A 23017-nucleotide genomic window follows, 5' to 3' on the forward strand; every position below is an offset into this window, starting at 1 on the left:
CCGGGCATGACGCCCGGCCCGGCCTCACGCCACTTACGAATACGGAATTCAGATGGACGACAATACTTCCGATCTCTTCGCCGGATCCGACGCACCGGACGCCGATGCGCTGACGCTCGGCAACTACGCGGAGCAGGCGTACCTCAGCTACGCGGTCAGCGTCGTGAAGAGCCGCGCGCTGCCCGACGTGTGCGACGGCCAGAAGCCGGTGCAGCGCCGGATCCTGTTCGCGATGAACGAAATGGGCCTCGGCCCGGACGCGAAGCCGGTGAAGTCGGCGCGCGTGGTCGGCGACGTGCTCGGTAAATACCACCCGCACGGCGACCAGTCGGCATACGACGCGCTCGTGCGTCTTGCGCAGGATTTCTCGCTGCGCTATCCGCTGATCGACGGGCAGGGCAACTTCGGCTCGCGCGACGGCGACGGCGCGGCGGCGATGCGATACACCGAAGCGCGCCTCACGCCGATCTCGAAGCTGCTGCTCGACGAGATCGACCAGGGCACGGTCGACTTCATGCCGAACTACGACGGCTCGTTCGAGGAACCGAAGACGCTGCCGAGCCGCATGCCGTTCGTGCTGCTGAACGGCGCGTCGGGCATCGCGGTCGGTCTCGCCACCGAGATTCCGTCGCACAACCTGCGCGAGGTCGCGGCGGCGGCGGTCGCGTTGATCCGCAATCCGAAGCTCACGCACGCGGAGCTGATGAACCTGATCCCCGGCCCCGACTTCCCGGGCGGCGGTCAGATCATCTCGAGCGACACCGAGATCGCGGCGGCCTATGAAACCGGCCGCGGCAGCCTGAAGGTGCGCGCGCGCTGGAAGATCGAGGATCTCGCGCGCGGCCAGTGGCAGCTGGTCGTCACCGAGCTGCCGCCGAACACGTCGGGCCAGAAGGTGCTCGAGGAAATCGAGGAACTCACCAACCCGAAGCTCAAGCTCGGCAAGAAGACGCTCACGCCCGAGCAGCTCAACACCAAGAAGGCGATGCTCGACCTGCTCGACGCGGTGCGCGACGAGTCGGGCAAGGAAGCGGCGGTGCGGCTCGTGTTCGAGCCGAAGTCGCGCACGATCGACCAGACGGAATTCGTGAACACGCTGCTCGCGTACACGAGTCTCGAGTCGAACGCGACACTGAACCTCGTGATGATCGGCGCCGACGGCCGGCCGGGCCAGAAGGGGCTGCTGACGATCCTCGACGAATGGGTGAAGTTCCGCCAGCTGACGATGACGCGCCGCTGCCGCCATCGTCTCGCGAAGGTCGACGACCGCATCCACATCCTCGAAGGGCGGATGATCGTCTTCCTGAACATCGACGAGGTGATCCGCATCATCCGCGAGTCGGATGAGCCGAAGGCCGCGCTGATGAGCGCGTTCGGTCTCAGCGACCGCCAGGCCGAAGACATCCTCGAAATTCGCCTGCGTCAGCTCGCGCGGCTCGAGAAGATCAAGATCGAGAAGGAACTCGAGGCGCTGCGCGACGAGAAGGCGAAGCTCGAGGAACTGCTCGCGAACGAAAGCGCGATGAAGCGGCTGATGATCAAGGAGATCGAGGCCGACGCGAAGCAGTACGGCGACGATCGCCGTACGCTGATCCAGCAGGAAAAGCGCGCGACGTTCGAGGCGAAGGTCGTCGACGAGCCGGTGACGGTCGTCGTATCGCAGAAGGGCTGGGTGCGTGCGCTGAAGGGCCACGGGCTCGACCCGGCCGGCTTCTCGTTCAAGGCAGGCGATCACCTGTATGCAGCGTTCCAGTGCCGCACGCCCGATCGATTGATCGCGTGGGGCAGCAGCGGCCGCGTGTACTCGGTCGACGTGTCGGTGCTGCCGGGCGGGCGCGGCGACGGCGTGCCGGTGACGTCGCTGATCGAGCTCGAGTCGGGCTCGCACCTGATGCACTACTACGCGGCGCCGGCCGACCAGCAACTGCTGCTCGCGTCGAGCAACGGCTTCGGCTTCCTCGCGAAGGTCGGCGACATGGTGAGCCGCGTGAAGGCCGGCAAGTCGTTCATGACCATCGATGCGGGCGCGGTGCCGCTCGCGCCGATGCCCATGCTGCCGAACGCGACGCAGGTCGCATGTCTGTCGAGCGGCGGCCGTCTGCTGGTGTTCGGGATGGACGAGATGAAAACGCTGTCGGGCGGCGGTCGCGGCGTGATCCTGATGGCGCTCGACGACAAGGAAACGCTCGTGCAGGCGCTCGCGATCGACCCGGCCGGCGTCGTGCTGATCGGCACCGGTCGCGGCGGCAAGGCCCAGGACGAAACGCTGTCGTACGCGGGGCTCGCGCCGCACGTCGGCAAGCGTGCACGCAAGGGCCGCGCGCCGGAAACGAAGCTCAAGGTCGTCAACGAGCTGCGTCCGCTGCTCGGCTGACGCCGCATCCGTTGGCCGGTTCGACCGGCATCGAAGGCCGCACCTCCGCTTCGGCGGGCGTGCGGCCGGTTCTTTTTTGCGCGACGCACTCAGGTAAGCGCGAGTGGCGCCGTCACGCGGAACTTGCAAAATATTGTGAAATTCCGCCAAGGGTCTGAACCGCGCGGCGGCGCGCCGGTCGAACGTCGCTCGAGACCGCGCGTGACGCGGCCGTTCGTTGCACTCAACTCATACCAGGATTGCCGCCATGTCCCACGCCGTTGCCGTCGCGCTGTTTCTTCATCTGCTGGCCGTCGCCGTGTGGGTGGGCGGGATGGTCTTCGCGAACTTCTGCCTGCGCCCGGCGCTGTCCGACCTGACGCCGCAGTTGCGACTGCCGCTGATCGAGGGCGTGTTCGGCCGCTTCTTCAACTGGGTGTCGGGCTCGGTGATCGTGATCCTGCTGTCCGGCGGTTTCCTGCTCACGGCATTCGGCGGCGCGCACGCGACGTGGACGCTGCACGCGATGGCGGGGCTCGGTGTTGTGATGATGCTGATCTTCGGCCACATCCGCTTCGCGCTGTTCCCGCGCATCCGCCGCGCAGTGCAGGCGCAGAACTGGCCGGACGGCGCGCGCGCGGTGAACACGGTGCGCCTGCTCGTCGTCGTCAACCTCGTGCTCGGCGTCGTGACGATCGGCGCGGCCGTGCTGTCGCGCGGCTTCTGAGCGCGAACGCCTGACCTTGCGGCGCCGTTCGGCGCCTGCCGCCGGCGCGATGCCGCGCGCCGCTACGCGGCCAGCATCGCGTCGAGCAGCCACGCGCCGGCCGGGCCGAGCGGCCGGTTGCGCGACCACACCGCATCGACCCGCACGCGGCGCGGCCAGCCGCGCGAGCGCAGCTCGCAGAGGCGATCGCGCGCGAAGTGCTCGACCATCCAGCGCGGCAGCTCGGCCCAGCCGAACCCCAGCACCGCCATCTCCAGCAGCATCAGGTAGCTCGGCGCGAGCCAGCGCTGCGTGCCGATGACGATCCGGTCGTCGGCGCCGCGATCCTCCGGTTTCACGTACGTGTTGAGGCGCAACTCGCGTGCGTCGCGCAGCGCCGAATGCGGCACGTCAGCGTCGCCGCAGGCCGCCAGCGCGTGCGTACGCCCGACGAACAGCCCGATCTCCGATTCCTCCGCCACCGTCGCCGCGCCGATATCGGGCGGGTAGACGGCGCGCGCGGCCATCAGCCCGAGCTGTGCGCGGCCCTGCTGGATCAGGTCGAGCACGTCCTCGTGTTCGGCAATCTGGCATTCGAGTTCCAGTGTCGGAAAGCGCCGCTCGAGCGCCATCAAGGTTTCCTCGTAACGCTTCGATTGATACGTATCGGACACGACGAGCGTCAGCCGTGCTTCCTCCCCCTGCGCGAGCCGCGCGGCGGTGCGGTCGATTGCCGCGCCGGCTTCCAGTGCGCGCTGCACCTGCGGCAGCAGTGCGCGTCCGGCATCGGTCAGCGTCGGTGTGCGCGTCGAGCGGTCGAACAGCTGCACGCCGAGATCGATCTCGAGGTTCGCGATCGCTTCGGACACCGTCGACTGGCGCTTGCCGAGCTTGCGCGCGGCGGCCGTGAACGAGCCGAGCAGCGCGGCTTCGGCGAAGGCGAGCAGGGCTTCGGGGGCGTGGCGCATGCGTGGATCTCACATCGTTGTATCGGTAAAACCGATGATATCAAACTGGATTCATGCAGTTGCGCCGATCAAAATGGCCGGCATACGTTGCACCGATTAATTGGAGGGAACCATGAAACAGATGAACAAAACGGTGACGGAACGCCTCGTTCACGCGCTGACGTTCGAGCTGGTGGCGATCGCGCTGTGCGCGCCGATCGGCGCGTGGCTGCTCGACATGCCGGTATCGCACGTCGGCGTGCTGACGGTGATGGTGTCGCTGATCGCGATGGCCTGGAACATGACGTTCAATACGCTGTTCGACCGTTTCGAGCGCCGCGCCGGCCTCACGCGCACGCTCGGGATGCGGATCGCGCACGCGGTCGTGTTCGAGCTCGGCCTGGTCGCGATGGTGGTGCCGGTGGCCGCGTGGTGGCTGAACGTGAGCCTCGTCGAGGCGCTGCTGCTCGACCTCGGCATCGTGCTGTTCTTCCTGCCGTACACGTTCTGCTTCAACCTTGCGTACGACGCGCTGCGTGCACGCTGGGTCGCACGCCGCGTCGCGGTGCAGGCGAGCTGAGCGGCGAGCGGCCGGCGGTGGTGGGAGGGGTTGCCGTCAGTGCGCGATGGCGGCCCACAACAGCCATCCGCCGCATACGATCGCGACCGCACCGTAGACGGCGTACACGGGCACCTTGAAGCGCGCGAAGCACAGCGTCGCAAAGGCGCCCGTGAGCCAGTAGACCGGATCGGCCGGTTCGCGGTGCAGGATCCTCACGACGGCGACGACGAGAAAACCCGTCGTCGCCGCGCGCAGCAGGCGCATTCCGTGCTCGAAGCGCGAGTGGCGCTTGAGCCGGAACAGATGGTTCTGCGCGAACACGACGAGACACCCCGACGGAATGAACAGCGCGGCGGTCGCGAGCAGCGCGCCGGTCCAGCCGTCGGTCAGGTAGCCGAGAAACGGCACGACGTTCAGCAGCGGGCCGGGCGACACCGGCGACAACGCGAACGCGAGCGTGAAGTCGTGATCGGAGATGCCGGTGGCCGGCGACACGAACAGCGTCTTGAGCACGGGCAGCGCGGAGAAGCCGCCGCCGAACAGTGTCATGCCGGCGCCGGCGAGCCGCGGCCACAGCAGCGTCTCCTGGTAGTCGCCGGGCAGCGGCAGCGCGAACAGCGCGACGAGCACGGCGAGCAGCACGAGCAGGTTGCGGTCGCGTTTGGACAGCGTGAAGTCGACCGAGTCGTGTTGCGGCGGCCCGGTCAGCCAGCCGGCTGCGAACGCAGCGAAGAGAATCCCGACGAAAGCGGCTGGACTATGCGCGAAAGCGAGCAGAATCGTCGAGAGCGCCGCGATCGCCCGTTCGAGCCGCGTGCTCGCGAGCGTGCGCAGCTGCTTGACCCACGTGACGCCGATCAGCGCGGCGAGCACCATCCCGAAGTGATTGATCAGCATCGGCGCCGCGAGCGAGCGCACGATCGGCGTGCGGTAGAAGATCGCGAACAGCGTCATCAGCACGGAGAACGGCAGCACGCTCGCGATGCCGGCGATCCATGCGCCGATGCGGCCGTGCAGCGTCTGGCCGACCTGCACCGCAACATTGCAGCCGACGGGGCCTGGCACGAGCCATGCGAGCGCGACGAGATCGGCGAACACGTGCGGCTCGATGCGCTGCAACCGGTCGACGTAGTGGCGTTCGAGCTGCGCCATCATCGAAAGCCCGCCCCACGACACGGCGGAAATGCCGGCCACGACCTTGAACAAGGCCCATAGGGATGCCTGTGTCTGTTCGACACGTTCGGCCGCTTCGACTTCGATGGTTGTCATGACGGTGCTGTTGGCGCTGGGCCTGGTCTCGCGCGTGGAAACGTGCCGGCGGCCCGCCGACACGATGGCCCTCCCGATTGTCCGCCGCGCATCGTGACACTGCCATGCGCGAAAACGCTAGTTAATGAACTAAACAACCGGATCGGAAACCGAAATAATCGGTGTGCTGCGCAACATAGCCGCGCGGGCCGGGAGCTGCGGGCTCAGGCGCCCGTGCTGCCGGTTGCGCGGTGCGCGAGGACACTCGGCCGGTCGCCGCGCACGCCGAAGCGCGTGATCAGCGCGGGGATCGCGTCGGCCGGCACGGGGCGGGAGAACAGGAAGCCCTGCGCCTCGATCTCGCCGAGCGCGGACAGCCATGCGATCTGCTCCTCGGTTTCGGTGCCTTCGACGACCACCGTCAGGCCGAGCGAGCGCGCGAGATGCACGATCGACGACACCATCACGCACACGCTGCGATCGTTCGGAATCGCCTGCACGAACGAGCGGTCGACCTTCAGCGTATCGACGGAGAAGCGGTGCAGGTACGACAGCGACGAATAGCCGGTGCCGAAATCGTCGAGCGCGATCCGGATGCCGAGCTTCTTCAACGCGACGATCTTCTCGGACACGAGCTCCGGATACTCCATCATCGCGGTCTCGGTGATCTCGATTTCGAGCCGGTTCGCCTCGATGCCGGTGTCCTGCAGCGCCTGCGAAATCGTCTCGATCAGGTCGCCGCGCCAGAACTGCACCGGCGAGATGTTGACCGCGAGCGTCAGCGTGTCGTGGCCGTCGTCGCGCCAGCGCGCGATCTGTTCGCACGCGGTGCGGATCACGAAGTCGCCGATCGGCACGATCAGGCCCGTCGACTCGGCAATCGAAATGAATTCGTTCGCGGAGATGATGCCGTGCTCGGGGTGATCCCAGCGCGCGAGCGCCTCGAAACCGGTGATCGTGCGGTGCGTCAGGTCGATCTTCGGCTGGTAGGCGAGGAACAGCTGCCCCTCGGCGAGCGCGACGCGCAATTGCTGTTCCCAGCGCATCAGGTGGTCCGCGCGATGCGACAGGTGCGGCGCGTAGAACTGGTAGCAGTTCTTGCCCGCGTCCTTCGCGCTGTACATCGCGAGGTCGGCCTTCTTCAGCAGGTCGATCTCGCTTTCATTCGCGACGGTGTGCAGCGCGATGCCGATGCTCGCGTGCAGCACGAACGAACTGCCGCGCACGTCGAACGGCTCGGCGAACATCCGGATGATCGCTTCCGCGAGCCGCACCGCGCGCCGTTCGACGTCGTCGCCCTTCATCACGACGACGAACTCGTCGCCGCCGATCCGTGCGAGCGACCCTTCGTCGCCGACGGCATCCGACAGGCGCGACGCGGTCATCTGCAGCACGATGTCGCCGGCGTTGTGGCCGAGCGTGTCGTTGACGGTCTTGAAGTTGTCGAGGTCGATGAACAGCAGGCCGAGCCGCGACAGGCTGGCCGGCATCGACACGTCGTTGCGCAGCCCGCGCAGCGTCGCGTAGCGGTTCGCGAGGCCGGTGAGGAGGTCGTATTCGGCGAGCTGGGTCATCTCGCGCTCGCGGCCGAGCAGTTTGCCGATCAACCCCGTCGCGACGCCGAAGAATGCGAGCATCGCGAGCGTGATGAAGCTCGTCATCAGCAGATAGACGTTGCGCGTGTGGTAGTAGTCCGCGAATTCCTCGGACTGCGACAGCCCGACCATCACCGCGAGCGGATAGCCGTCGAGGTGGCGGTACGACACGATGCGCGTCACGCCGTCGATCGGGTCGATGATCGTGCCCGTCACGCGCTCGGCGATCGGATAGACGCCCGACGCGGAGAACGCACCAGGCGCGTTGTTGAGCGAGCCGGTTCGCCGCGCGAGGACGGTACCCGTGTCGGACACCACGGCGATCACGCCTTCCTTGCCGATCGCCGCGTTGTTGTAGAAGTCGTTCGTGAAGTAGCTCGGGTCTTCCGACACCACGACGATGCCCGCGAAGCTGCCGTCCGGATTGTTCAGGCGCCGCGTCATCTGCAGCGTCCAGTGGCTCGACACGCGGCCGAGCACGGGCTTGCTGATGTACAGGCGATCGTCGTTGTGCGCGAGGTGGACCTTGAAGTGCTCGCGGTCGGCCAGGTTGATCGGCTTCGGATGGAGTTCGGCCGTGTTCGCGAACAGGACGCCCTTCGCGTTGACGAGCGAAACCTGGATCAGCGTGTCGCTCGGCACGACGCCTTTTTCGACCGCGCTCGCGAGGTTGAAGTGCGCGGGCGATTTCTCGAATTCGAACTTGACGAAGCGGGTGATCTGGTCGACCTGATGGATGGCCTTGACCGTGTGCTGTTCGAGCGCGGACGACAGGATCGCCGCAGAAGCCGCCGCTTCCTTGTACGCGCTGTCCTTTTCGACCGACAGCCGCGCGACGATCACCGCCCACAGCAGCGCGAGCGCCAGCATCCCGAGCAGCGGGATCGCGAACAGCGCGCGCCGGCGCGACTTGCGCGGCGCGCGCAGCGGTCGGGTCGGCGGCGTGTGGTTTGACCGGGCGGAGCTCATCTGAGAGGGCGGCGTCCTGCTCGCGTGCGTCATCCGTCAGGATGGCTGGCTATGGTTCGGGTTGTCCCGACGTCTGTTCGTTCGCGGGACACGCAACCATGGACAGACCTCCGAAACAACGGATTAGGCCCGATATTACTGGCTGGAACGCATTTGCGATAGTTGGGCGAATCGTAGGGGCGCCGGCGGGCCGGCGCCAGCGCACATCGCGAAATGTTACACGGGCGACCGGAAGGTGCCGTCGACGACCGTCACGACGTGGCCGCCGATCCACGTGGTGCCATCTTCGTCATAGCTGACGGAGATGCGGCCGTCGCGGCCGATCGCCGTACCCTGGCGGGCCGTATACGACTGGCCGGGGCGGCGTTCCTGCCGCGTCAGCAGCCCGGCCAGCGCGGCGTTTGCGCTGCCGGTGACCGGGTCCTCGCCGAAGCCGAAGTTGCCGCCCGTCATCAGGCAGCGGATTTCGAACGTCGCGGGGCCGCCTTCGGCGTGCGGCGCGTAGACCGCGAGGCCGTCCATGCCGTAGCGGTGCGTGAGCGCCTCCAGCGCGGCCGGATCGGGCGACAGGCCGATGCACGCGTCGGCCGACGTCAGCCGCACGACCAGCCACGGCGCGCCGTTGTCCACCGCGCACGGCTCGGCTTCCAGGTCGATCGCGTCGCTGCGCAACGCGGCAGCCAGCGCCGCGTAGTCCGAACGGTCGAGCGGCGTGACGCGGGCCGGCGGCGCGGCGAACGCCCAGCCGCCGGCCTGCTCGCGCAGCGCGACCCGGCCGACCCCGCACTGCTGGATCAGCCGGCCCGGCGTGCGTGGCCTCGCGCCGTTTTCCAGGAACGCATGGGCGGTGCCGAGCGTCGGGTGGCCGGCGAACGGCAGTTCACCGGCCGTCGTGAAGATCCGTACGCGGTAGTCGGCGTCCGGATCGGTCGGCGTGCAGACGAACGTCGTTTCCGACAGGTTCGTCCAGCGGGCAATCTCGAGCATGGCGTCGTCGCCGAGCGAATCGGCGTCGAACACGACGGCGAGCGGGTTGCCCTTGAACGGCACCGACGTGAAGACGTCGACCTGCTTGAAGCGGACGAGACGACCGGTCATCTCGATGCGCCCGTTACGCGACTTCGGCGATCAGTTCGATCTCGACGCACGCGCCGAGCGGAATCTGCGCGACGCCGAACGCCGAACGCGCGTGCTTGCCTGCGTCGCCGAACACTTCGGCGATCAGTTCCGACGCACCGTTCGTCACGACGTGCTGTTCGGTGAAGTCGAGCGTCGAGTTGACGAGGCTCATCAGCTTCACGATGCGCGTGACCTTGTTCAGGTCGCCGGTGTGCGCGTGCAGCGTCGCGAGCAGGTCGATCGCGACCGAGCGGGCGGCCGCCTTGCCGTCTTCCGTCTGCAGATCCGCGCCGAGCTTGCCGGCCCAGACCTTGCCGTCCTTCTTCGCGATGTGGCCCGACAGGTAGACCGTGTTGCCGCTTTGCGCGCTCATCACGTAGGCGGCGGCCGGTGCGCCGGCGGTCGGGAGTTCGATGCCGAGCGACTTCAGTTTGTCGTAGACGTTAGCCATGTGTTCGATTCCTCGTTGAGAGTCGTGACAGGAAAAAGGGGATCAGAGACGCTCGCGCAGCAGCTTGCCGAGACGCGCGACGCCTTCCTCGATCTTCTCCGGCGGCACCGTCACGAACGACAGGCGCAGCGTGTTCTGCTGCGGGTCGTTCGCGAAGAACGGCGCGCCCGGCACGAAGGCGACGTGGTTGGCGACCGCGGCCTCGAGCAGCTTCATGCTGTCGATCTGCGCGGGCAGGTTCACCCAGATGAACATGCCGCCGTCCGGGCGATTCCACGTGACGCCTTCCGGCATGTGGCGCGCGAGCGACGCGAGCATCGCCTCGCATTGCGCGCCGTACAGCTGGCGGATCGTCGGGATGTGCTCGTCGAGGAAGCCTTCCTTGATCACTTCGTGCGCGATGCGCTGCGTGAGCGTCGGCGTGTGCAGGTCGGTGGCCTGCTTGGCCTGCACGAGCTTGAAGTGGAGTTCCTCGGGGGCAATGATGTAGCCGATCCGCAGGCCCGGTGCGAGCACCTTCGAGAACGTGCCGAGGTGCACGATATGGTCCGGCGCCATCGACAGCATCGTCGGCAGCGGCTCGCCCTGGTAGTTCAGCGCGCCGTACGGGTCGTCTTCCAGCACCGGGAACGGGCTCGACTGCGCGAACGCGGCGAGCGCGCGGCGGCGCTCGACGGGCAGGCGGCGGCCGGTCGGATTCTGGAAGTTCGGCTGCGCGTACAGCAGGCGCGCGCCTTGCGTCAGATCGGGCGTGAGGCCTTCGGGCAGCAGGCCCAACTCGTCGGTCGGCACCTGCACGTAGCGCGGCTCGTACAGCGAGAACGACTGCAGCGCGCCGAGGTAGGTCGGGGTTTCGACGAGGATCGGGCTGTCCGGATCGATCAGCGCCTTGCCGAGCAGGTCGAGCGCCTGCTGCGAGCCGGTCGTGATCAGCACCTGCGACACGCGCACGCTGTAGCGCTCGGCGATCCATTCGCGCAGCGGCAGGAAGCCTTCGGTCGCGCTGTACTGGAGTGCGGCGGCGGGCGCATCGCGCAGCACGCGGTCGGCCGCGGCGCGCATGCGTTCGGCCGGGAACGTCGCGGGAGCGGGCAGGCCGCCTGCGAACGAGATGACCTCGGGGCGTTCCGTCACCTTCAGGATCTCGCGGATCGCAGAGCTCGTCAGCTTGCGGGCGCGTTCGGAAAGCTGCCAGTGCGGCGGATGCAGGTCGCTCGGATTCATAGTCTCCTCGTTCGGATATCGTGGTCAGTCAAGAAAGGTCGATCGGGCTGATCGCGTCGACGCGGCCGGGTGGGCGTGCGGGAGCGCGACCGGGCCGTCGCGGCCGGGTGGGCACAACCGTTCAGGCAAAACGAACATTATGGCGCACCTCATCAACCGGCGCGAGCGGGACGCGGGGCCGTGGCCACCGCCGAGCGCCGGCCGAGCATCACGGTCGCGATCACGGCGGCCGCGAACAGCCACGTCGACGGCGTCACCGTCTCGCCGAACAGCAGCGCGGAAAAGGCGATCGTGAAGAAGATCTGCAGCAGCTGCACCTGGCCGACGCGCGCGATGCCGCCCATGGCGAGCCCGGCGTACCACGCGAAAAAGCCGATGAATTGCGAAAAAAGGGTCACGTAGCCGAATGCGAGCCACGTGCGCAACGCGAGCGGGGCGGGGTGCGCGACGTGCTGCGTCCACGCGAGCCAGCCGACCGGCAGCACCAGGAACGGTGCGGACACGACGAGCGCCCAGCAGATCACCTGCCAGCCGCCGATCTGGCGCGCGAGGCGCGCGCCTTCCGCATAGCCGAGCGCGCCGATGCCGACCGCGACGAGCATCAGCGCGTCGCCGGCCTGCACCGTGCCGCCGCCGTCGCGCAGCGCGAACGCGATCACGAGCGCGCTGCCCGCCAGCGCGCTGGCCCAGAACGCCCTCGACGGCCGTTCGTGCGACAGCCACGCCGCGTACAGTGCGACGAACAGCGGCTGCAGCCCGTTCACGACCGCGCCGTGCGAGGCCGGCACGGTTTTCATCGCCCAGGCGGAGAACACCGGATACGCGATGATCACGCCGGCCGACACGACCGCGAGGCTTTTCAACTGCGCGCGGGTCGGCAGCCGTTCGCGGCGCCACCACAGCAGCAGGCCGGCCGGCACCGACGCGGCGAGCGCGCGGCCGAGCCCGTTCAGCAGCGGGTTGAGTTCGGAGACGACGATACGCGTCATCGGCAGCGTCAGGCTGAAGATCATCACGCCGATGAGGCCGAGCAGCATGCCCCGGGTTTCGCGCGAATTCATGAAATGGGTGTCTCCGTATTGCGGGGTTCGTGTAATCGAGGGGCGGCAGCGGCGTTCAGCGCAGCGTGCGTGCGCCTTGCGACGTGTCGAATTCGGCGACGAGCGCCGGCGGGCCGTCGCCGCTGTCGAGGTCGAGCAGATGGCCCGCGCCGAGCCAGTCGAGCTGCTCGCGGATGACGTCCGCACGCGGGTGGACGCCCTTGAGCGCCTTCAGTGCGACGCCGTCGTTCGGCAGCGATTCGGCCGGATGGCGCGGGCTGTCCCACTGGATCAGCGATGGCACGAGGCCGTCGCCGGCGCCTTGCCAAGCGGGAAACGCGCCGTCGTCGGGCACCGTGAGACCCCAGCTCAGGTCGCCGCGCCGCATCGCAACGACCGGCGCGATGCGCGCCGGGTACTGGCGTTGCCACATCGTGAGCTGGCGCGGGCGGTCGACGCGTGCGACCCAGTGCGCGAGGAACGGGCCCTGCGCGAGTCTGGCATGCATCGCCGGATCGTCGAGGCCGAACAGCCGCGCGCGCGGCGGCGTGGCGTCGACGCCCGTGACGGGAGCATCGGGATCGATCGCGATCACTTCGAGGTACAGCCCGCCCCACGCGCCGAACAGCGCGTTATGGGTGCGCATCAGCGGATGGCGGCCGCCGCCGGCCGGTTCGATGCCGAGCGACGCGGCGACATGGCGCACGCCTTCGTCGAGCGTGCGCGCGGCGATCACGAGATGGTCGAGGGTCAGGGAGCGGGCTGGCATGAACGTCGGTCGGGAAGCGAAAGTGTCATGGTAGACGGGCGATGCGCCGGGCGGTTGCGGAACCGGCCGGTGCCCGGGCCGCGATACGGGCCCGGCGCTGCGGCGCCGCGTGCGGCAAGGCCGCGACGGCGGCCGCACGATCGCCATTCCGGTCAACTGTAATCGTCGGCACCGGCACAGTAACGGTACAATCGGCGCGATAGCCTTCGGTACAGTTGGAGTCGCCGCTCATGTCCACCGTTCCACTCGCCCAGATTCCCGCGCCGCACGATACGGCCACGCTCACGCTCGTCGACCAGCTCGTCCAGTGGGCGCGGCGCCGCATCGACGAACGCGTGTTCCGGCCCGGCATGCGCATGCCGTCGATCCGCAAGCTCGCGCTCGACAAGAGCGTGTCGCGCTTTACCGTGGTGGAAGCGTACGAACGGCTCGTCGCGCAGGGCTATCTCGACTCGCGACGCGGCTCGGGCTTCTACGTGCGCGAGCGCACGGCCACCGGCCCGCAGCCGGCCGACAACGTGGTGCGCGTGGCCGAGGCCGCGCCCGTGCACAACACGATCGACGTCGTCTGGCTGCTGCGCAACATGCTGCATACCGTCAGCCCGGAAAAAGGGCCGGGTCTCGGCTACCTGCCGGGCCGCTGGCTCGACGGCGAGCTGATCACCGGCGCGCTGCGCGCGCTCGGGCGCCAGTCCGGCGCGCAGATGCTCGGTTTCGGCACCGCGCAGGGCTTCCTGCCGCTGCGCCAGCAATTGCAGACGCGGCTCGCGGAAGTCGAGATCGGCGCGAAGCCCGAGCAGCTCGTGCTGGTGTCGGGCATCACGCAGGCGATCGACCTGATTTCGCGGATCTACGTGCGGCCCGGCGATGCGGTGATCGTCGGCGATCCCGCGTGGTTCCAGATGTTCGGCCGCTTCGCGTCGCAGGGCGCGCAACTGGTCGGCATGCCCTATACGCCCGACGGCCCCGATCTCGACGCGCTGGAAACGCTCGTGCAGATGTGGCGGCCCAAGATGCTCGTGATCAATTCGGTGCTGCAGAATCCGACCGGCACGTCGCTGTCCGCTGCGCAGGCGTTCCGGATCCTGAAGCTTGCCGAGGCGTACGACTTCCTCGTGGTCGAGGACGACGTGTACGGCGACCTGTGCCCACCGAGCTATCCGGCCACGCGACTCGCGAGTCTCGACCAGTTGAAGCGCGTGATCTACCTGGGCAGCTATTCGAAGACGCTCGCGGCGAATTTGCGGGTCGGCTATGTCGCCTGCGCGCCGGAGATCGCGAAGGCGGTCACCGACCAGAAGATGCTGGTCGGGATGACGACGCCGGAGCTCAACGAGCGCGTGTTGTACAAGATCCTGACCGAAGGGCATTACCGGCGTCACGTCGAGCGGCTGCGCGCGCGGCTCGACGGCGTGCGCGACAAGACCGCGCGGATGCTCGAACGTACCGGGCTGCGGCTCTTCACGATGCCGGCGGCGGGGATGTTCCTGTGGGCCGACACGGGCGTCGATTCGGACGCGCTCGCGGCCGCCGCGCACGAGGAAGGGTTCCTGCTGACGCCGGGAAGCCTGTTCTCGCCGCAGCAGTCGTCGTCGACATGGACGCGCTTCAACGTCGCGAACTGCGGCGATCCGGCACTGCCGGGGTTTCTCGCGCGCTATATCGAAGCGGCGGCGCGGCGCGCGTCGTGACGGCGGGCGGCGCACCGCCTCTTGAAATCCGGTCGCCCGTCCCCAGATACCCGCGCGAACCGCTTGCGCCAGGCGGTCGTCCTTGACGGGCCCGCCGGCATCGCGCGCCGGGCGCCCGCGCCACACCATTCAAGTTCAAGTAAGAGGAAACAGCATCCATGGCACACGAAACGATGAGCTTTCAGGCAGAGGTCAAGCAACTCCTCCACCTGATGATTCATTCGCTCTACAGCAACAAGGAAATCTTCCTGCGCGAACTGGTGTCGAACGCGTCCGACGCGGCCGACAAGCTGCGTTTCGAAGCGCTCGCGGACAACGCGCTGTACGAGAACGATCCGAATCTGCGCATCCGCATCGGCTTCGACAAGGCCGCACGCACGATCACGATCGAGGACAACGGCATCGGCATGAGCCGCGACGAGGCGATCGCGAACCTCGGCACGATCGCGCGTTCGGGCACCAAGGAATTCTTCACGAAGCTGTCAGGCGACCAGCAGAAGGACGCGGCGCTGATCGGTCAGTTCGGCGTGGGCTTCTACTCGGGCTTCATCGTCGCGGACAGGATCACCGTCGAGACGCGCCGCGCCGGCCTGCCGGCGAACGAAGCCGTGCGCTGGGAAAGCGCGGGCGAGGGCGATTTCACGATCGACGCGATCGAGCGCGCGCAGCGCGGCACGACGATCACGCTGCATCTGCGCGAAGGCGAGGACGAGCTACTGTCGTCGCACCGCCTGAAGTCGATCATCCAGAAGTATTCCGATCACATCGCGCTGCCGATCCTGATGCAGAAGGAGGAGTGGGATCAGGAAAAGGGCGAGATGGTCCTGAAGGACGAGGACGAGACCGTCAACCAGGCGAGCGCGCTCTGGACGCGTTCGAAGAGCGACGTCAGCGACGAGCAATACACGCAGTTCTACCAGCACATCGCGCACGACCACCAGGATCCGCTCACTTGGACGCACAACCGCGTCGAGGGCCGCAGCGAATACACGCAGCTGCTGTTCGTGCCGGCGCACGCGCCGTTCGACCTCTGGAACCGCGATTACCGCGGCGGCCTGAAGCTGTACGTGAAGCGCGTGTTCATCATGGACGACGCCGAGCAGCTGCTGCCGCAATACCTGCGCTTCGTGAAGGGCGTCGTCGATTCGGCCGACCTGCCGCTGAACGTGTCGCGTGAAATCCTGCAGGAAAGCCGCGACGTGAAGGCGATCCGCGAAGGCGTGACCAAGCGCGCGCTGTCGATGCTCGAGGAACTCGCGAACGCGGAAGAGGACGCCGGCAAGGAGAAGTACAAGACGTTCTGGAGCGCGTTCGGCCAGGTGCTGAAGGAAGGTCTGGGCGAGGATCACGCGAACCGCGAGCGGATCGCGAAGCTGCTGCGCTTCGCATCGACGCACGGCGACACCGACGCGCAGGACGTGTCGCTCGCCGACTACGTGTCGCGCATGAAGCCCGAGCAGAGCAAGATCTACTACGTGACCGCCGATACGTGGCAGGCCGCGAAGAACAGCCCGCACCTGGAAGTGTTCCGCAAGAAGGGCGTCGAGGTGCTGCTGCTGACCGATCGCGTCGACGAATGGATGCTGTCGTTCCTGCATGAATTCGACGGCAAGCCGCTCGCGAGCGTGGCCCGCGGCGATCTTGACCTCGGCGAGCTGAACGACGAGGAAAAGAAGGCGCAGGAGCAGGCGGGCGCGGCGATCAAGCCGGTCGTCGAGAAGATGAAGGAAGCGCTCGGCGACAAGGTGAAGGAAGTGCGCGTCACGTTCCGCCTGACCGATTCGCCGTCGTGCCTCGTCGCGGACGACAACGACATGAGCGGCTACCTGCAGCGGATGCTGAAGGCGGCAGGTCAGAACGCGCCGGCGATGCAGCCGATCCTCGAGATCAACCCGGAGCACGCGCTCGTGAAGCAGCTGAACGCCGACAGCGCCAATTTCGGCGACTGGTGCCACCTGCTGTTCGACCAGGCGTTGCTGGCCGAAGGCGGGATGCTCGACGATCCGGCGAGCTTCGTGAAGCGGACCAACGCGCTGCTGCTGTCGCGCACCGCGTGAACGCGCGGATGCGATTCGACGGCGCACGGGCGGGCTGGCGCGAAACGCCCCGGCCCGGCTGCACGCTCGATCAGCGCGACTGGCTGACGCGCGGCGGTTCGCTGACCGCGCATCTGGCGCGGCTCGGCAGCGTGAGCGTGCGCGTGACGCGCGAGGCCGTCGACTGTCCGTGGTTCGACGAACCGGACGCGCTCGACAGTGCGCCGCGCGCGCCGATGTGGGTGCGCGAGGTGATCCTGTCGGTCGACGGCATGCCGTACGTCGCCGCGCACAGCATCGCGCCGCTCGCGGCCAGCAAGGGTGTCTGGCAGGCGATGCGGCGGTTGCGCACGCGGCCGCTCGCGGAGCTGCTGTACAGCGATCCGCAGGTCGAGCGCTCCACGCTCGTCAGCCGGCGCGTGATCGCCGGTCATCCGCTGTATGCGCTCGCGAGCCATGCGTTGCAGGGCGCGCGGGCGCCGCATGCGTTCGCCGCGCGGCGCTCGGTGTTCCAGCGGCACGGCAAGCCGTTGATGGTCACCGAATGCATGCTGCCCGCGCTGTGGCGCCATCTCGATGCGCACGGCGACGGGCCGCGATCCGTCGGGCCGCGCGGAGCGGCGTGATGCTGCAGGGCTTTCCGCCGGTCGTCGGGCCGCATACGCATACGATGATTCTCGGCAGCTTTCCGGGCGAGGCATCGCTCGATGCCGCGCAGTACTACGCGCATCCGCGCAACCAGTTCTGGCGGTTGCTCGGGGCGGTGCTCGGCGAGCCGCGCCTGCACGAGCTTGTGTACGACGCGCGGCTCGAGCGCGTGCTTTCGCACGGTATCGGCATCTGGGACGTCCTCGATGCGTGCCACCGGCAAGGCAGTCTCGATTCTGCGATTCGGAATGCGAAGCCGAACGACTTCGCGTCGTTGCGCGCGCATGCGCCGTTGCTGAAGAAAGTGTGTTTCAACGGCAAGACGGCGGGGCGGTTTGCCGACGTGATCGGCCAGGCCGGGTACGACACGCTGGTGCTGCCGTCGTCGAGTCCGGCGAATGCGATGCTGTCGTTCGAGCAGAAGCTGGTGCAGTGGCGGGCGATTCTCGCCTGACATCGATCAGGATCGCGCGCGGACGTCGCCGCGGCGCTCAGTCGTTCTTGCCCCATCTCCACCTGGGCTTTTCGCCCTTGATCCAGCAAACGGCGGTCAACAGCGCGACCAACACCACGATGCATGCAGCGTATGCGATCGGCGACCGCTGCGGCGGCGCGAGCCACGCGCTCGCGATGATCCCGATCGCGAACAGCAGCAGTACGACCCAGCCTTGCCAGGCAATCGGCAACCCCCATCCCCATCCGTAGCGCTTCGCCGGAAACCAGATCCTTTTGCCGTTCGGGTTCATGCGTCCTCCTTCGATCACCGAGTGCAGCGTAGCGCCAACCGGCTTCGAAGTCATGCAGGGCAGGGCAGGCGGCACGGCCGCCGTCGCCCACCAATGCTATCCTCTCGTCCGCTCATCCAGCGTCACCCAGCGAGATTCAATCATGACCCGACTGATCAAGCGCGCGTCCGCCGAGGCGCGCGCGTTCAAGCAACGCAAGCCGGCCGCCTACAACGGCTCCGAAAAACTCCAGCCGGCGCGCGTGAAGCGCCGTCCGGAGATCGACGAACACGACGACGTGCCCGTCCTCGAGGCGCCGCGCAAGCCGCGCTTCGCGCCCGTTACGTTCTCCGAAGAGCGCGGCGTGCGCTTCCTGCACTTCGGTACCGAATGGGTGCAGGGTGCGATGCGGATCTCGAAGCCGCTGCACATCGAGCTCGAATACGCGCAGCAGATGATGGCGTGGCTGCTGTTCCTCGAAACGCCCGAGCGGATCGTCCAGCTCGGGCTCGGCACCGGCGCGCTGACCAAGTTCTCGCATCGCTTCCTGTCGCACGCGAAGGTCGAGGCCGTCGAACTGAACCCGGCCGTGATCGTCGCGGCGCGCACGATGTTCGCGCTGCCGCCCGATGACGCACGCCTCGTCGTGCACGAAGCCGACGCATGGGATTTCGTGAACGATCCGGCCAACCGCGGCACGACGGGCGCGCTGCAGATCGACCTGTACGACGCGACCGCGCGCGGCCCGGTGCTCGACAGCGTCGCGTTCTACCGCGCCGTGCGCGGCTGCCTCGCCGATGCGGGCATCGCGACGATCAACCTGTTCGGCGACCATCCGAGCTTCGTGCGCAACATGAAGCATCTGAACGCGGCGTTCGACCATCGCGTGATCGCGCTGCCGGAAGTGCACGACGGCAACCGGATCGCGATCGCGTTCTCGGGCCCCGCGCTCGACGTGTCGTTCGCGCAGCTGGAGGCCCGCGCGAAGCTGATCGAGGACACGCTGAAGCTGCCCGCGCGCAAGTGGGTGAAAGCTTTGAAAGAAACGACCGGCGCACGCGAATCCTCGTTCGCGATCTGACGCTCATGCACCGGTCGCATGCCGGTGCAACCAGCCTGACTGGGGGCGGATCACCTCGGGTTCGCCCCTGCTTGACCGCTCGCTCGCGGCTCCTATACTGGCGCGAAGCCAGGGGAGCCGCAGCTTACCCGTTTTGCCCCTCCTCTCGCCGCCGTACCCGCTTGACAAGATCGATAACCGGGAAAGATGAGGAGACGTCATGGCTCACGATGCCGACGCCAATCGGGCCGCCAAGCGCTGGCTCTGGCTGCTGGTGCTGCCGCTGATCGCGATGGTCTGGGTGCCGTCGTACAGCAAGATCGAACCGCAATGGTTGGGTTTTCCGTTTTTCTACTGGTACCAGTTGCTGTGGGTGTTCATTAGCGCGGTGATCACCGCGTTCGTGTATTTCAAGACCAAGAACGCGTGGAAGGCGAGCGGCCCGCAAGGAGGTGCGCGATGAACCTCGGCGCAACCTTCGTCTTCGTCCTGCTCTTCATTGGCGTCACGATCATCGGCTTCCTGGCCGCGAACTGGCGACGCGGCGATCTCGCCCACCTCGACGAATGGGGCCTCGGCGGACGCCGCTTCGGCACGATCGTCACGTGGTTCCTGCTCGGCGGCGACCTCTACACGGCCTATACGTTCGTCGCGGTGCCCGCGCTCGTGTTCGGCGCCGGCGCGATGGGCTTCTTCGCGTTGCCGTACACGATCCTGATCTACCCGTTCGCGTTCGTCGTGTTTCCGAAGCTGTGGAGCATCGCGAAGCGACACGGCTACGTGACGGCAGCCGACTTCGTCAACGCGCGCTACGGCAGCCGGATGCTCGCGCTCGCGATCGCGGTGACGGGCATCCTCGCGACGATGCCGTACATCGCGCTGCAGCTCGTCGGCATCGAAGTCGTGATCGGCGCGCTTGGTTTCGACACGACTGGCTTCATCGGCGACCTGCCGCTCATCATCGCGTTCGCGATTCTTGCCGCATATACGTACACGTCGGGCCTGCGCGCGCCCGCGATGATCGCGATCGTGAAGGACATCCTGATCTACATCACGATTGCCGCGGCGGTCATCGTGATCCCGGCGAAGCTCGGCGGCTTCGGCCATATCTTCGCGTCGGTGCCGCCGGCGAAGCTGCTGCTGAAGGCGCCCGACGCGGCGAGCCTGAACGGCTACAGCGCTTACGCGACACTCGCGATCGGTTCCGCGCTCGCGCTGTTCCTGTATCCGCACTCGGTCACGGCGATCCTGTCGTCGGCGTCGGGCAACTCGATCCGCCGCAACATGGCGATGCTGCCCGCGTACTCGTTCGTGCTCGGCCTGCTCGCGCTGCTCGGCTACATGGCGCTCGCCGCGGGCGTGAAGGACATGCCGCAGTACGCACCGTACTTCAAGGCGTTCGGCCCGAACTTCGCGGTGCCCGCGCTGTTCCTCGAGTATTTCCCGTCGTGGTTCGTCGGCGTCGCGTTCGCGGCGATCGGCATCGGCGCGCTGGTGCCGGCGGCGATCATGTCGATCGCGGCCGCGAACCTGTACACGCGCAACATCCACCGCGAGTTCGTGAACCGCAACATGACGCACGACCAGGAGACGCACGTCGCGAAGCTCGTGTCGCTGATCGTGAAGGTCGGCGCGGTGGCGTTCATCCTCGGGCTGCCGCTGACCTATGCGATCCAGCTGCAACTGCTCGGCGGGATCTGGATCATCCAGACGCTGCCCGCGATCGTGCTCGGCCTGTACACGCGGCTGCTCGACCACCGCGGCCTGCTGGCCGGCTGGGCGGCAGGCATCGTGTGCGGCACGTGGATGGCGGTGTCGCTGAAGCTTGCGAGCTCGATCTTCACGATCCACCTGTTCGGCCTCGCGATCCCCGGCTATGCGGCCGTGTGGTCGCTGGTCGTGAACCTCGTGGTGTCGGTGGTGGTCAGCGTGCTGGTGCGCGCGATGGGCATGGCGCATGCGGAGGACCGCACGCGGCCGGAGGATTACCTCGACGTCGTCGAGAGCTGATACGGGCGGCGCGGCCGCGTGTCGCGCCTCGAGCAACAACAAGGACGCCCGCCACGGCGAAGTGGCGGGCGTTTTCGCTGGCGTCAGCCCTGTGCGCGTTTCGCGAGATCCTCGCGTTGCGAGAGGTCTTCGACGTTGACCATCCAGTGCACGCCGAAACGATCCTTCGCCATCCCGAAGCCGAGCGCCCAGAACGTCTTGCCGAAAGGCATTGTGACTTCGCCGCCGTCGGCGAGCGCATTGAACAGCTTCTGACCTTCCTCGACCGTCGCCGGGCTCAGCGACAGCGAATAACCCGAATGCGTGCCGCCCGGCTGGCTGCAGTCGCCGTCCGAGCACATGATCATCGAGTCGCCGATCGTGAAGCTCGCATGCATCACCTTGTCGCTCATCTCCGGCGACATCGGGTAGTCGGGATTCGGCGGCGCGTCCTTGAAGTGCATCTTGAACATCGTCTTCGCGCCGAGCGCCTTTTCGTAGAACTGAAGGGCCTCTTCCGCGCGGCCGTAGAACGTCAGGTACGGTTGGACTTGCATCGTTGTCTCCTGTTGGCCGGCCCGGCGTGTCGGTGCCGGCCCGGGTACTTCCAAGATTGACAGGGAAGAGCGCGCCGGGATGCGGCCGGCCCACTCGTGACGTGGATTGTAGTGCGCGCGCTTGACGATGGAATGAAAAATAAAAACGGCCGCGAACACGCAGTTCGCGGCCGTTCGCCACGCTTGCTGACGGCTGTTGTCAGGCTTGCTGACAGTTCAACTGACAGCCGTCACGTGCAGCGCGGTTCAGCGCAGCGCATCGATCAGCTTCTCGAGCTTCACCGCGTCGGCGGCGAACACGCGGATGCCTTCGGCCAGTTTTTCCGTTGCCATTGCTTCGTCGTTCAACTGGAAGCGGAACGATGCCTCGTCGATGGCGACGCGCTCGGTCGGCTTGTCCAGCAGCGCGTCCGGCGACAGCTTGCGTGCCACCGTGTCGTTGCTTTCCTGCAGCTTCTGCAGCAAATCGGGGCTGATCGTCAGCAGGTCGCAGCCCGCGAGTTCGGTAATCTGGCTCGTCGTGCGGAAGCTCGCGCCCATCACTTCGGTGTTGTAGCCGAACGTCTTGTAGTACGTGTAGATGCGTCGCACCGACTGCACGCCCGGATCGTTCGCACCGCCGTTCTTCGCTTCATCCCAGTCGGCGCCGGCCTGCTTCTTGTACCAGTCGTAGATGCGGCCGACGAACGGCGAAATCAGTTGCGCGCCGGCTTCCGCGCATGCGGCGGCCTGGACCAGCGAGAAAAGCAGGGTCATGTTGCACTTGATCCCTTCCTTCTGCAGCACCTCGGCCGCGCGAATGCCTTCCCACGTCGACGCGAGCTTGATCAGGATGCGCTCGCGGCCGATGCCGGCGGCTTCGTACAGCTTGATGAGCTCGCGGCCCTTGTCGATCGAGCGCTGCGTGTCGAACGACAGGCGTGCGTCGACCTCGGTCGACACGCGGCCCGGGATCAGCTTCAGGATCTCGGTGCCGAATGCGATCAGCAGGCGGTCGATGATGAAATCGGTGCTTTCGTCGCGGTGATCGCGGACGGTTTTCTCGAGGATCGGCTTGTATGCGTCCTTCTGGACGGCCTTCAGGATCAGCGACGGGTTCGTGGTCGCGTCCTGCGGCTTGTATTGCGCAAGCTGCTGGAAATCGCCCGTGTCGGCGACGACGGTCGTGTACTGCTTCAGCTGGTCGAGTGCGGTAGTCATGGCGATTCGGGAGGAGGGCGCAAGGCGCCGGGGTTCTCACGGGCCGCGCGAGCGCGGCAGCGAAGCGAGGCGGCGCCGGGCGCCGCCTCCGGTCCACTATTCTAGGCCCGAATCGCGTCGCGCACGTT

At 67.1% G+C, this 23017-nt stretch carries 21 protein-coding genes; 10 read left to right on the forward strand and 11 right to left on the reverse strand.

All coding sequences use genetic code 11. The features are described from left to right. Positions 1-52 precede the first annotated feature (52 nt). Both parC and WS87_RS05750 read left to right on the forward strand, forming a co-directional pair. Positions 53-2374 (forward strand): DNA topoisomerase IV subunit A, encoded by a 2322-nt coding sequence (parC, locus tag WS87_RS05745; RefSeq protein WP_059820604.1) that lies wholly within the window; start codon positions 53-55, stop codon positions 2372-2374. A gap of 247 nt (positions 2375-2621) precedes the next feature. Beyond that, positions 2622-3080: a CopD family protein gene (locus WS87_RS05750; protein ID WP_059448642.1), complete on the forward strand. Its 459-nt coding sequence runs from the start codon at positions 2622-2624 to the stop codon at positions 3078-3080. 62 nt (positions 3081-3142) lie between these two features. Here the strand turns inward: WS87_RS05750 and WS87_RS05755 are convergent, their stop codons facing one another. Beyond that, positions 3143-4027 carry a LysR family transcriptional regulator gene (locus WS87_RS05755; protein ID WP_059527394.1) on the reverse strand — a complete coding sequence of 295 codons (885 nt, stop codon included), beginning with the start codon at positions 4025-4027 and terminating at the stop codon, positions 3143-3145. Between the two features lie 112 nt (positions 4028-4139). On the opposite strand from WS87_RS05755, the gene WS87_RS05760 reads away from it, so the two are divergent. Beyond that, a complete protein-coding gene (locus tag WS87_RS05760; protein ID WP_059527391.1) occupies positions 4140-4586 on the forward strand; it encodes a multidrug/biocide efflux PACE transporter in 447 nt (148 codons plus the stop codon). 36 nt (positions 4587-4622) lie between these two features. Here WS87_RS05760 and WS87_RS05765 read toward each other — a convergent pair whose 3' ends face one another. The 7 genes from WS87_RS05765 to WS87_RS05795 form a co-directional block, all read right to left on the reverse strand. Further along, on the reverse strand, positions 4623-5837 hold the full coding sequence (locus WS87_RS05765) for a chromate transporter (protein WP_059820605.1): 1215 nt from the start codon (positions 5835-5837) through the stop codon (positions 4623-4625). Between the two features lie 203 nt (positions 5838-6040). After that, the gene (locus WS87_RS05770; protein ID WP_059820606.1) at positions 6041-8380 is read right to left on the reverse strand and encodes a bifunctional diguanylate cyclase/phosphodiesterase; all 2340 of its coding nucleotides are present in this window, start codon (positions 8378-8380) and stop codon (positions 6041-6043) included. A 216-nt stretch (positions 8381-8596) separates the two neighbouring features. Further along, the gene (locus WS87_RS05775; protein WP_059820607.1) at positions 8597-9478 is read right to left on the reverse strand and encodes a PhzF family phenazine biosynthesis protein; all 882 of its coding nucleotides are present in this window, start codon (positions 9476-9478) and stop codon (positions 8597-8599) included. Positions 9479-9491: 13 nt separating this feature from the next. Next, positions 9492-9950 carry a RidA family protein gene (locus WS87_RS05780; protein ID WP_059820608.1) on the reverse strand — a complete coding sequence of 153 codons (459 nt, stop codon included), beginning with the start codon at positions 9948-9950 and terminating at the stop codon, positions 9492-9494. A gap of 42 nt (positions 9951-9992) precedes the next feature. Further along, entirely contained in the window at positions 9993-11174 is a 1182-nt protein-coding gene (locus WS87_RS05785) for an aminotransferase-like domain-containing protein (protein WP_059820609.1), read from the reverse strand. Positions 11175-11326: 152 nt separating this feature from the next. Continuing rightward, a complete protein-coding gene (locus WS87_RS05790) occupies positions 11327-12235 on the reverse strand; it encodes a DMT family transporter (protein ID WP_059820610.1) in 909 nt (302 codons plus the stop codon). A gap of 55 nt (positions 12236-12290) precedes the next feature. After that, the gene (locus tag WS87_RS05795) at positions 12291-12983 is read right to left on the reverse strand and encodes a VOC family protein (RefSeq protein WP_059820611.1); all 693 of its coding nucleotides are present in this window, start codon (positions 12981-12983) and stop codon (positions 12291-12293) included. 230 nt (positions 12984-13213) lie between these two features. Between WS87_RS05795 and WS87_RS05800 the strand changes: the two genes are divergently transcribed. From WS87_RS05800 to WS87_RS05815, 4 genes are all read left to right on the forward strand, one after another. Continuing rightward, positions 13214-14674, forward strand: a complete 1461-nt coding sequence (locus WS87_RS05800) for an aminotransferase-like domain-containing protein (protein ID WP_059600355.1) — start codon at positions 13214-13216, stop codon at positions 14672-14674. Positions 14675-14832: 158 nt separating this feature from the next. Further along, positions 14833-16731, forward strand: coding sequence for a molecular chaperone HtpG (gene htpG / locus WS87_RS05805; protein WP_059820612.1), 1899 nt, complete (start codon positions 14833-14835; stop codon positions 16729-16731). Between the two features lie 8 nt (positions 16732-16739). Next, on the forward strand, positions 16740-17336 hold the full coding sequence (locus tag WS87_RS05810; protein WP_059468302.1) for a chorismate--pyruvate lyase family protein: 597 nt from the start codon (positions 16740-16742) through the stop codon (positions 17334-17336). Then, positions 17336-17812 (forward strand): DNA-deoxyinosine glycosylase, encoded by a 477-nt coding sequence (locus WS87_RS05815; RefSeq protein ID WP_059820613.1) that lies wholly within the window; start codon positions 17336-17338, stop codon positions 17810-17812. Before WS87_RS05810 ends, WS87_RS05815 begins: the two co-directional genes overlap by 1 nt. 37 nt (positions 17813-17849) lie before the next feature. On the opposite strand, the gene WS87_RS05820 is transcribed toward WS87_RS05815, so the two are convergent. Further along, positions 17850-18104 carry a hypothetical protein gene (locus tag WS87_RS05820; protein WP_059820614.1) on the reverse strand — a complete coding sequence of 85 codons (255 nt, stop codon included), beginning with the start codon at positions 18102-18104 and terminating at the stop codon, positions 17850-17852. A 142-nt stretch (positions 18105-18246) separates the two neighbouring features. Between WS87_RS05820 and WS87_RS05825 the strand changes: the two genes are divergently transcribed. The 3 genes from WS87_RS05825 (at position 18247) to mctP (ending at position 21153) form a co-directional block, all read left to right on the forward strand. Next, positions 18247-19164, forward strand: a complete 918-nt coding sequence (locus WS87_RS05825; protein ID WP_059820615.1) for a hypothetical protein — start codon at positions 18247-18249, stop codon at positions 19162-19164. A gap of 199 nt (positions 19165-19363) precedes the next feature. Beyond that, positions 19364-19606 (forward strand): DUF3311 domain-containing protein, encoded by a 243-nt coding sequence (locus WS87_RS05830; protein ID WP_011352801.1) that lies wholly within the window; start codon positions 19364-19366, stop codon positions 19604-19606. Next, a complete protein-coding gene (gene mctP / locus WS87_RS05835) occupies positions 19603-21153 on the forward strand; it encodes a monocarboxylate uptake permease MctP (protein ID WP_059527358.1) in 1551 nt (516 codons plus the stop codon). The genes WS87_RS05830 and mctP overlap by 4 nt, the downstream gene beginning before the upstream one ends. 83 nt (positions 21154-21236) lie before the next feature. On the opposite strand, the gene WS87_RS05840 is transcribed toward mctP, so the two are convergent. Together WS87_RS05840 and tal are read right to left on the reverse strand one after the other, a co-directional pair. Beyond that, complete coding sequence (locus WS87_RS05840; RefSeq protein WP_059820616.1) at positions 21237-21689, reverse strand: VOC family protein; 453 nt, start codon at positions 21687-21689, stop codon at positions 21237-21239. Between the two features lie 246 nt (positions 21690-21935). Beyond that, complete coding sequence (tal, locus tag WS87_RS05845; RefSeq protein ID WP_059527350.1) at positions 21936-22889, reverse strand: transaldolase; 954 nt, start codon at positions 22887-22889, stop codon at positions 21936-21938. Positions 22890-23017 lie beyond the last annotated feature (128 nt).

It is taken from the genome of Burkholderia sp. MSMB0856 (assembly GCF_001524645.2).
In the GTDB taxonomy this organism is placed as follows: domain Bacteria; phylum Pseudomonadota; class Gammaproteobacteria; order Burkholderiales; family Burkholderiaceae; genus Burkholderia; species Burkholderia diffusa.

Bases quoted from the DNA above. Each gene is read 5' to 3' on its own strand.
- parC (WP_059820604.1), top strand. From the start codon at position 53: ATGGACGACAATACTTCCGATCTCTTCGCCGGATCCGACGCACCGGAC.
- WS87_RS05750 (WP_059448642.1), top strand. From the start codon at position 2,622: ATGTCCCACGCCGTTGCCGTCGCGCTGTTTCTTCATCTGCTGGCCGTC.
- WS87_RS05755 (WP_059527394.1), bottom strand. From the start codon at position 4,027: ATGCGCCACGCCCCCGAAGCCCTGCTCGCCTTCGCCGAAGCCGCGCTG.
- WS87_RS05760 (WP_059527391.1), top strand. From the start codon at position 4,140: ATGAAACAGATGAACAAAACGGTGACGGAACGCCTCGTTCACGCGCTG.
- WS87_RS05765 (WP_059820605.1), bottom strand. From the start codon at position 5,837: ATGACAACCATCGAAGTCGAAGCGGCCGAACGTGTCGAACAGACACAG.
- WS87_RS05770 (WP_059820606.1), bottom strand. From the start codon at position 8,380: ATGAGCTCCGCCCGGTCAAACCACACGCCGCCGACCCGACCGCTGCGC.
- WS87_RS05775 (WP_059820607.1), bottom strand. From the start codon at position 9,478: ATGACCGGTCGTCTCGTCCGCTTCAAGCAGGTCGACGTCTTCACGTCG.
- WS87_RS05780 (WP_059820608.1), bottom strand. From the start codon at position 9,950: ATGGCTAACGTCTACGACAAACTGAAGTCGCTCGGCATCGAACTCCCG.
- WS87_RS05785 (WP_059820609.1), bottom strand. From the start codon at position 11,174: ATGAATCCGAGCGACCTGCATCCGCCGCACTGGCAGCTTTCCGAACGC.
- WS87_RS05790 (WP_059820610.1), bottom strand. From the start codon at position 12,235: ATGAATTCGCGCGAAACCCGGGGCATGCTGCTCGGCCTCATCGGCGTG.
- WS87_RS05795 (WP_059820611.1), bottom strand. From the start codon at position 12,983: ATGCCAGCCCGCTCCCTGACCCTCGACCATCTCGTGATCGCCGCGCGC.
- WS87_RS05800 (WP_059600355.1), top strand. From the start codon at position 13,214: ATGTCCACCGTTCCACTCGCCCAGATTCCCGCGCCGCACGATACGGCC.
- htpG (WP_059820612.1), top strand. From the start codon at position 14,833: ATGGCACACGAAACGATGAGCTTTCAGGCAGAGGTCAAGCAACTCCTC.
- WS87_RS05810 (WP_059468302.1), top strand. From the start codon at position 16,740: ATGCGATTCGACGGCGCACGGGCGGGCTGGCGCGAAACGCCCCGGCCC.
- WS87_RS05815 (WP_059820613.1), top strand. From the start codon at position 17,336: ATGCTGCAGGGCTTTCCGCCGGTCGTCGGGCCGCATACGCATACGATG.
- WS87_RS05820 (WP_059820614.1), bottom strand. From the start codon at position 18,104: ATGAACCCGAACGGCAAAAGGATCTGGTTTCCGGCGAAGCGCTACGGA.
- WS87_RS05825 (WP_059820615.1), top strand. From the start codon at position 18,247: ATGACCCGACTGATCAAGCGCGCGTCCGCCGAGGCGCGCGCGTTCAAG.
- WS87_RS05830 (WP_011352801.1), top strand. From the start codon at position 19,364: ATGGCTCACGATGCCGACGCCAATCGGGCCGCCAAGCGCTGGCTCTGG.
- mctP (WP_059527358.1), top strand. From the start codon at position 19,603: ATGAACCTCGGCGCAACCTTCGTCTTCGTCCTGCTCTTCATTGGCGTC.
- WS87_RS05840 (WP_059820616.1), bottom strand. From the start codon at position 21,689: ATGCAAGTCCAACCGTACCTGACGTTCTACGGCCGCGCGGAAGAGGCC.
- tal (WP_059527350.1), bottom strand. From the start codon at position 22,889: ATGACTACCGCACTCGACCAGCTGAAGCAGTACACGACCGTCGTCGCC.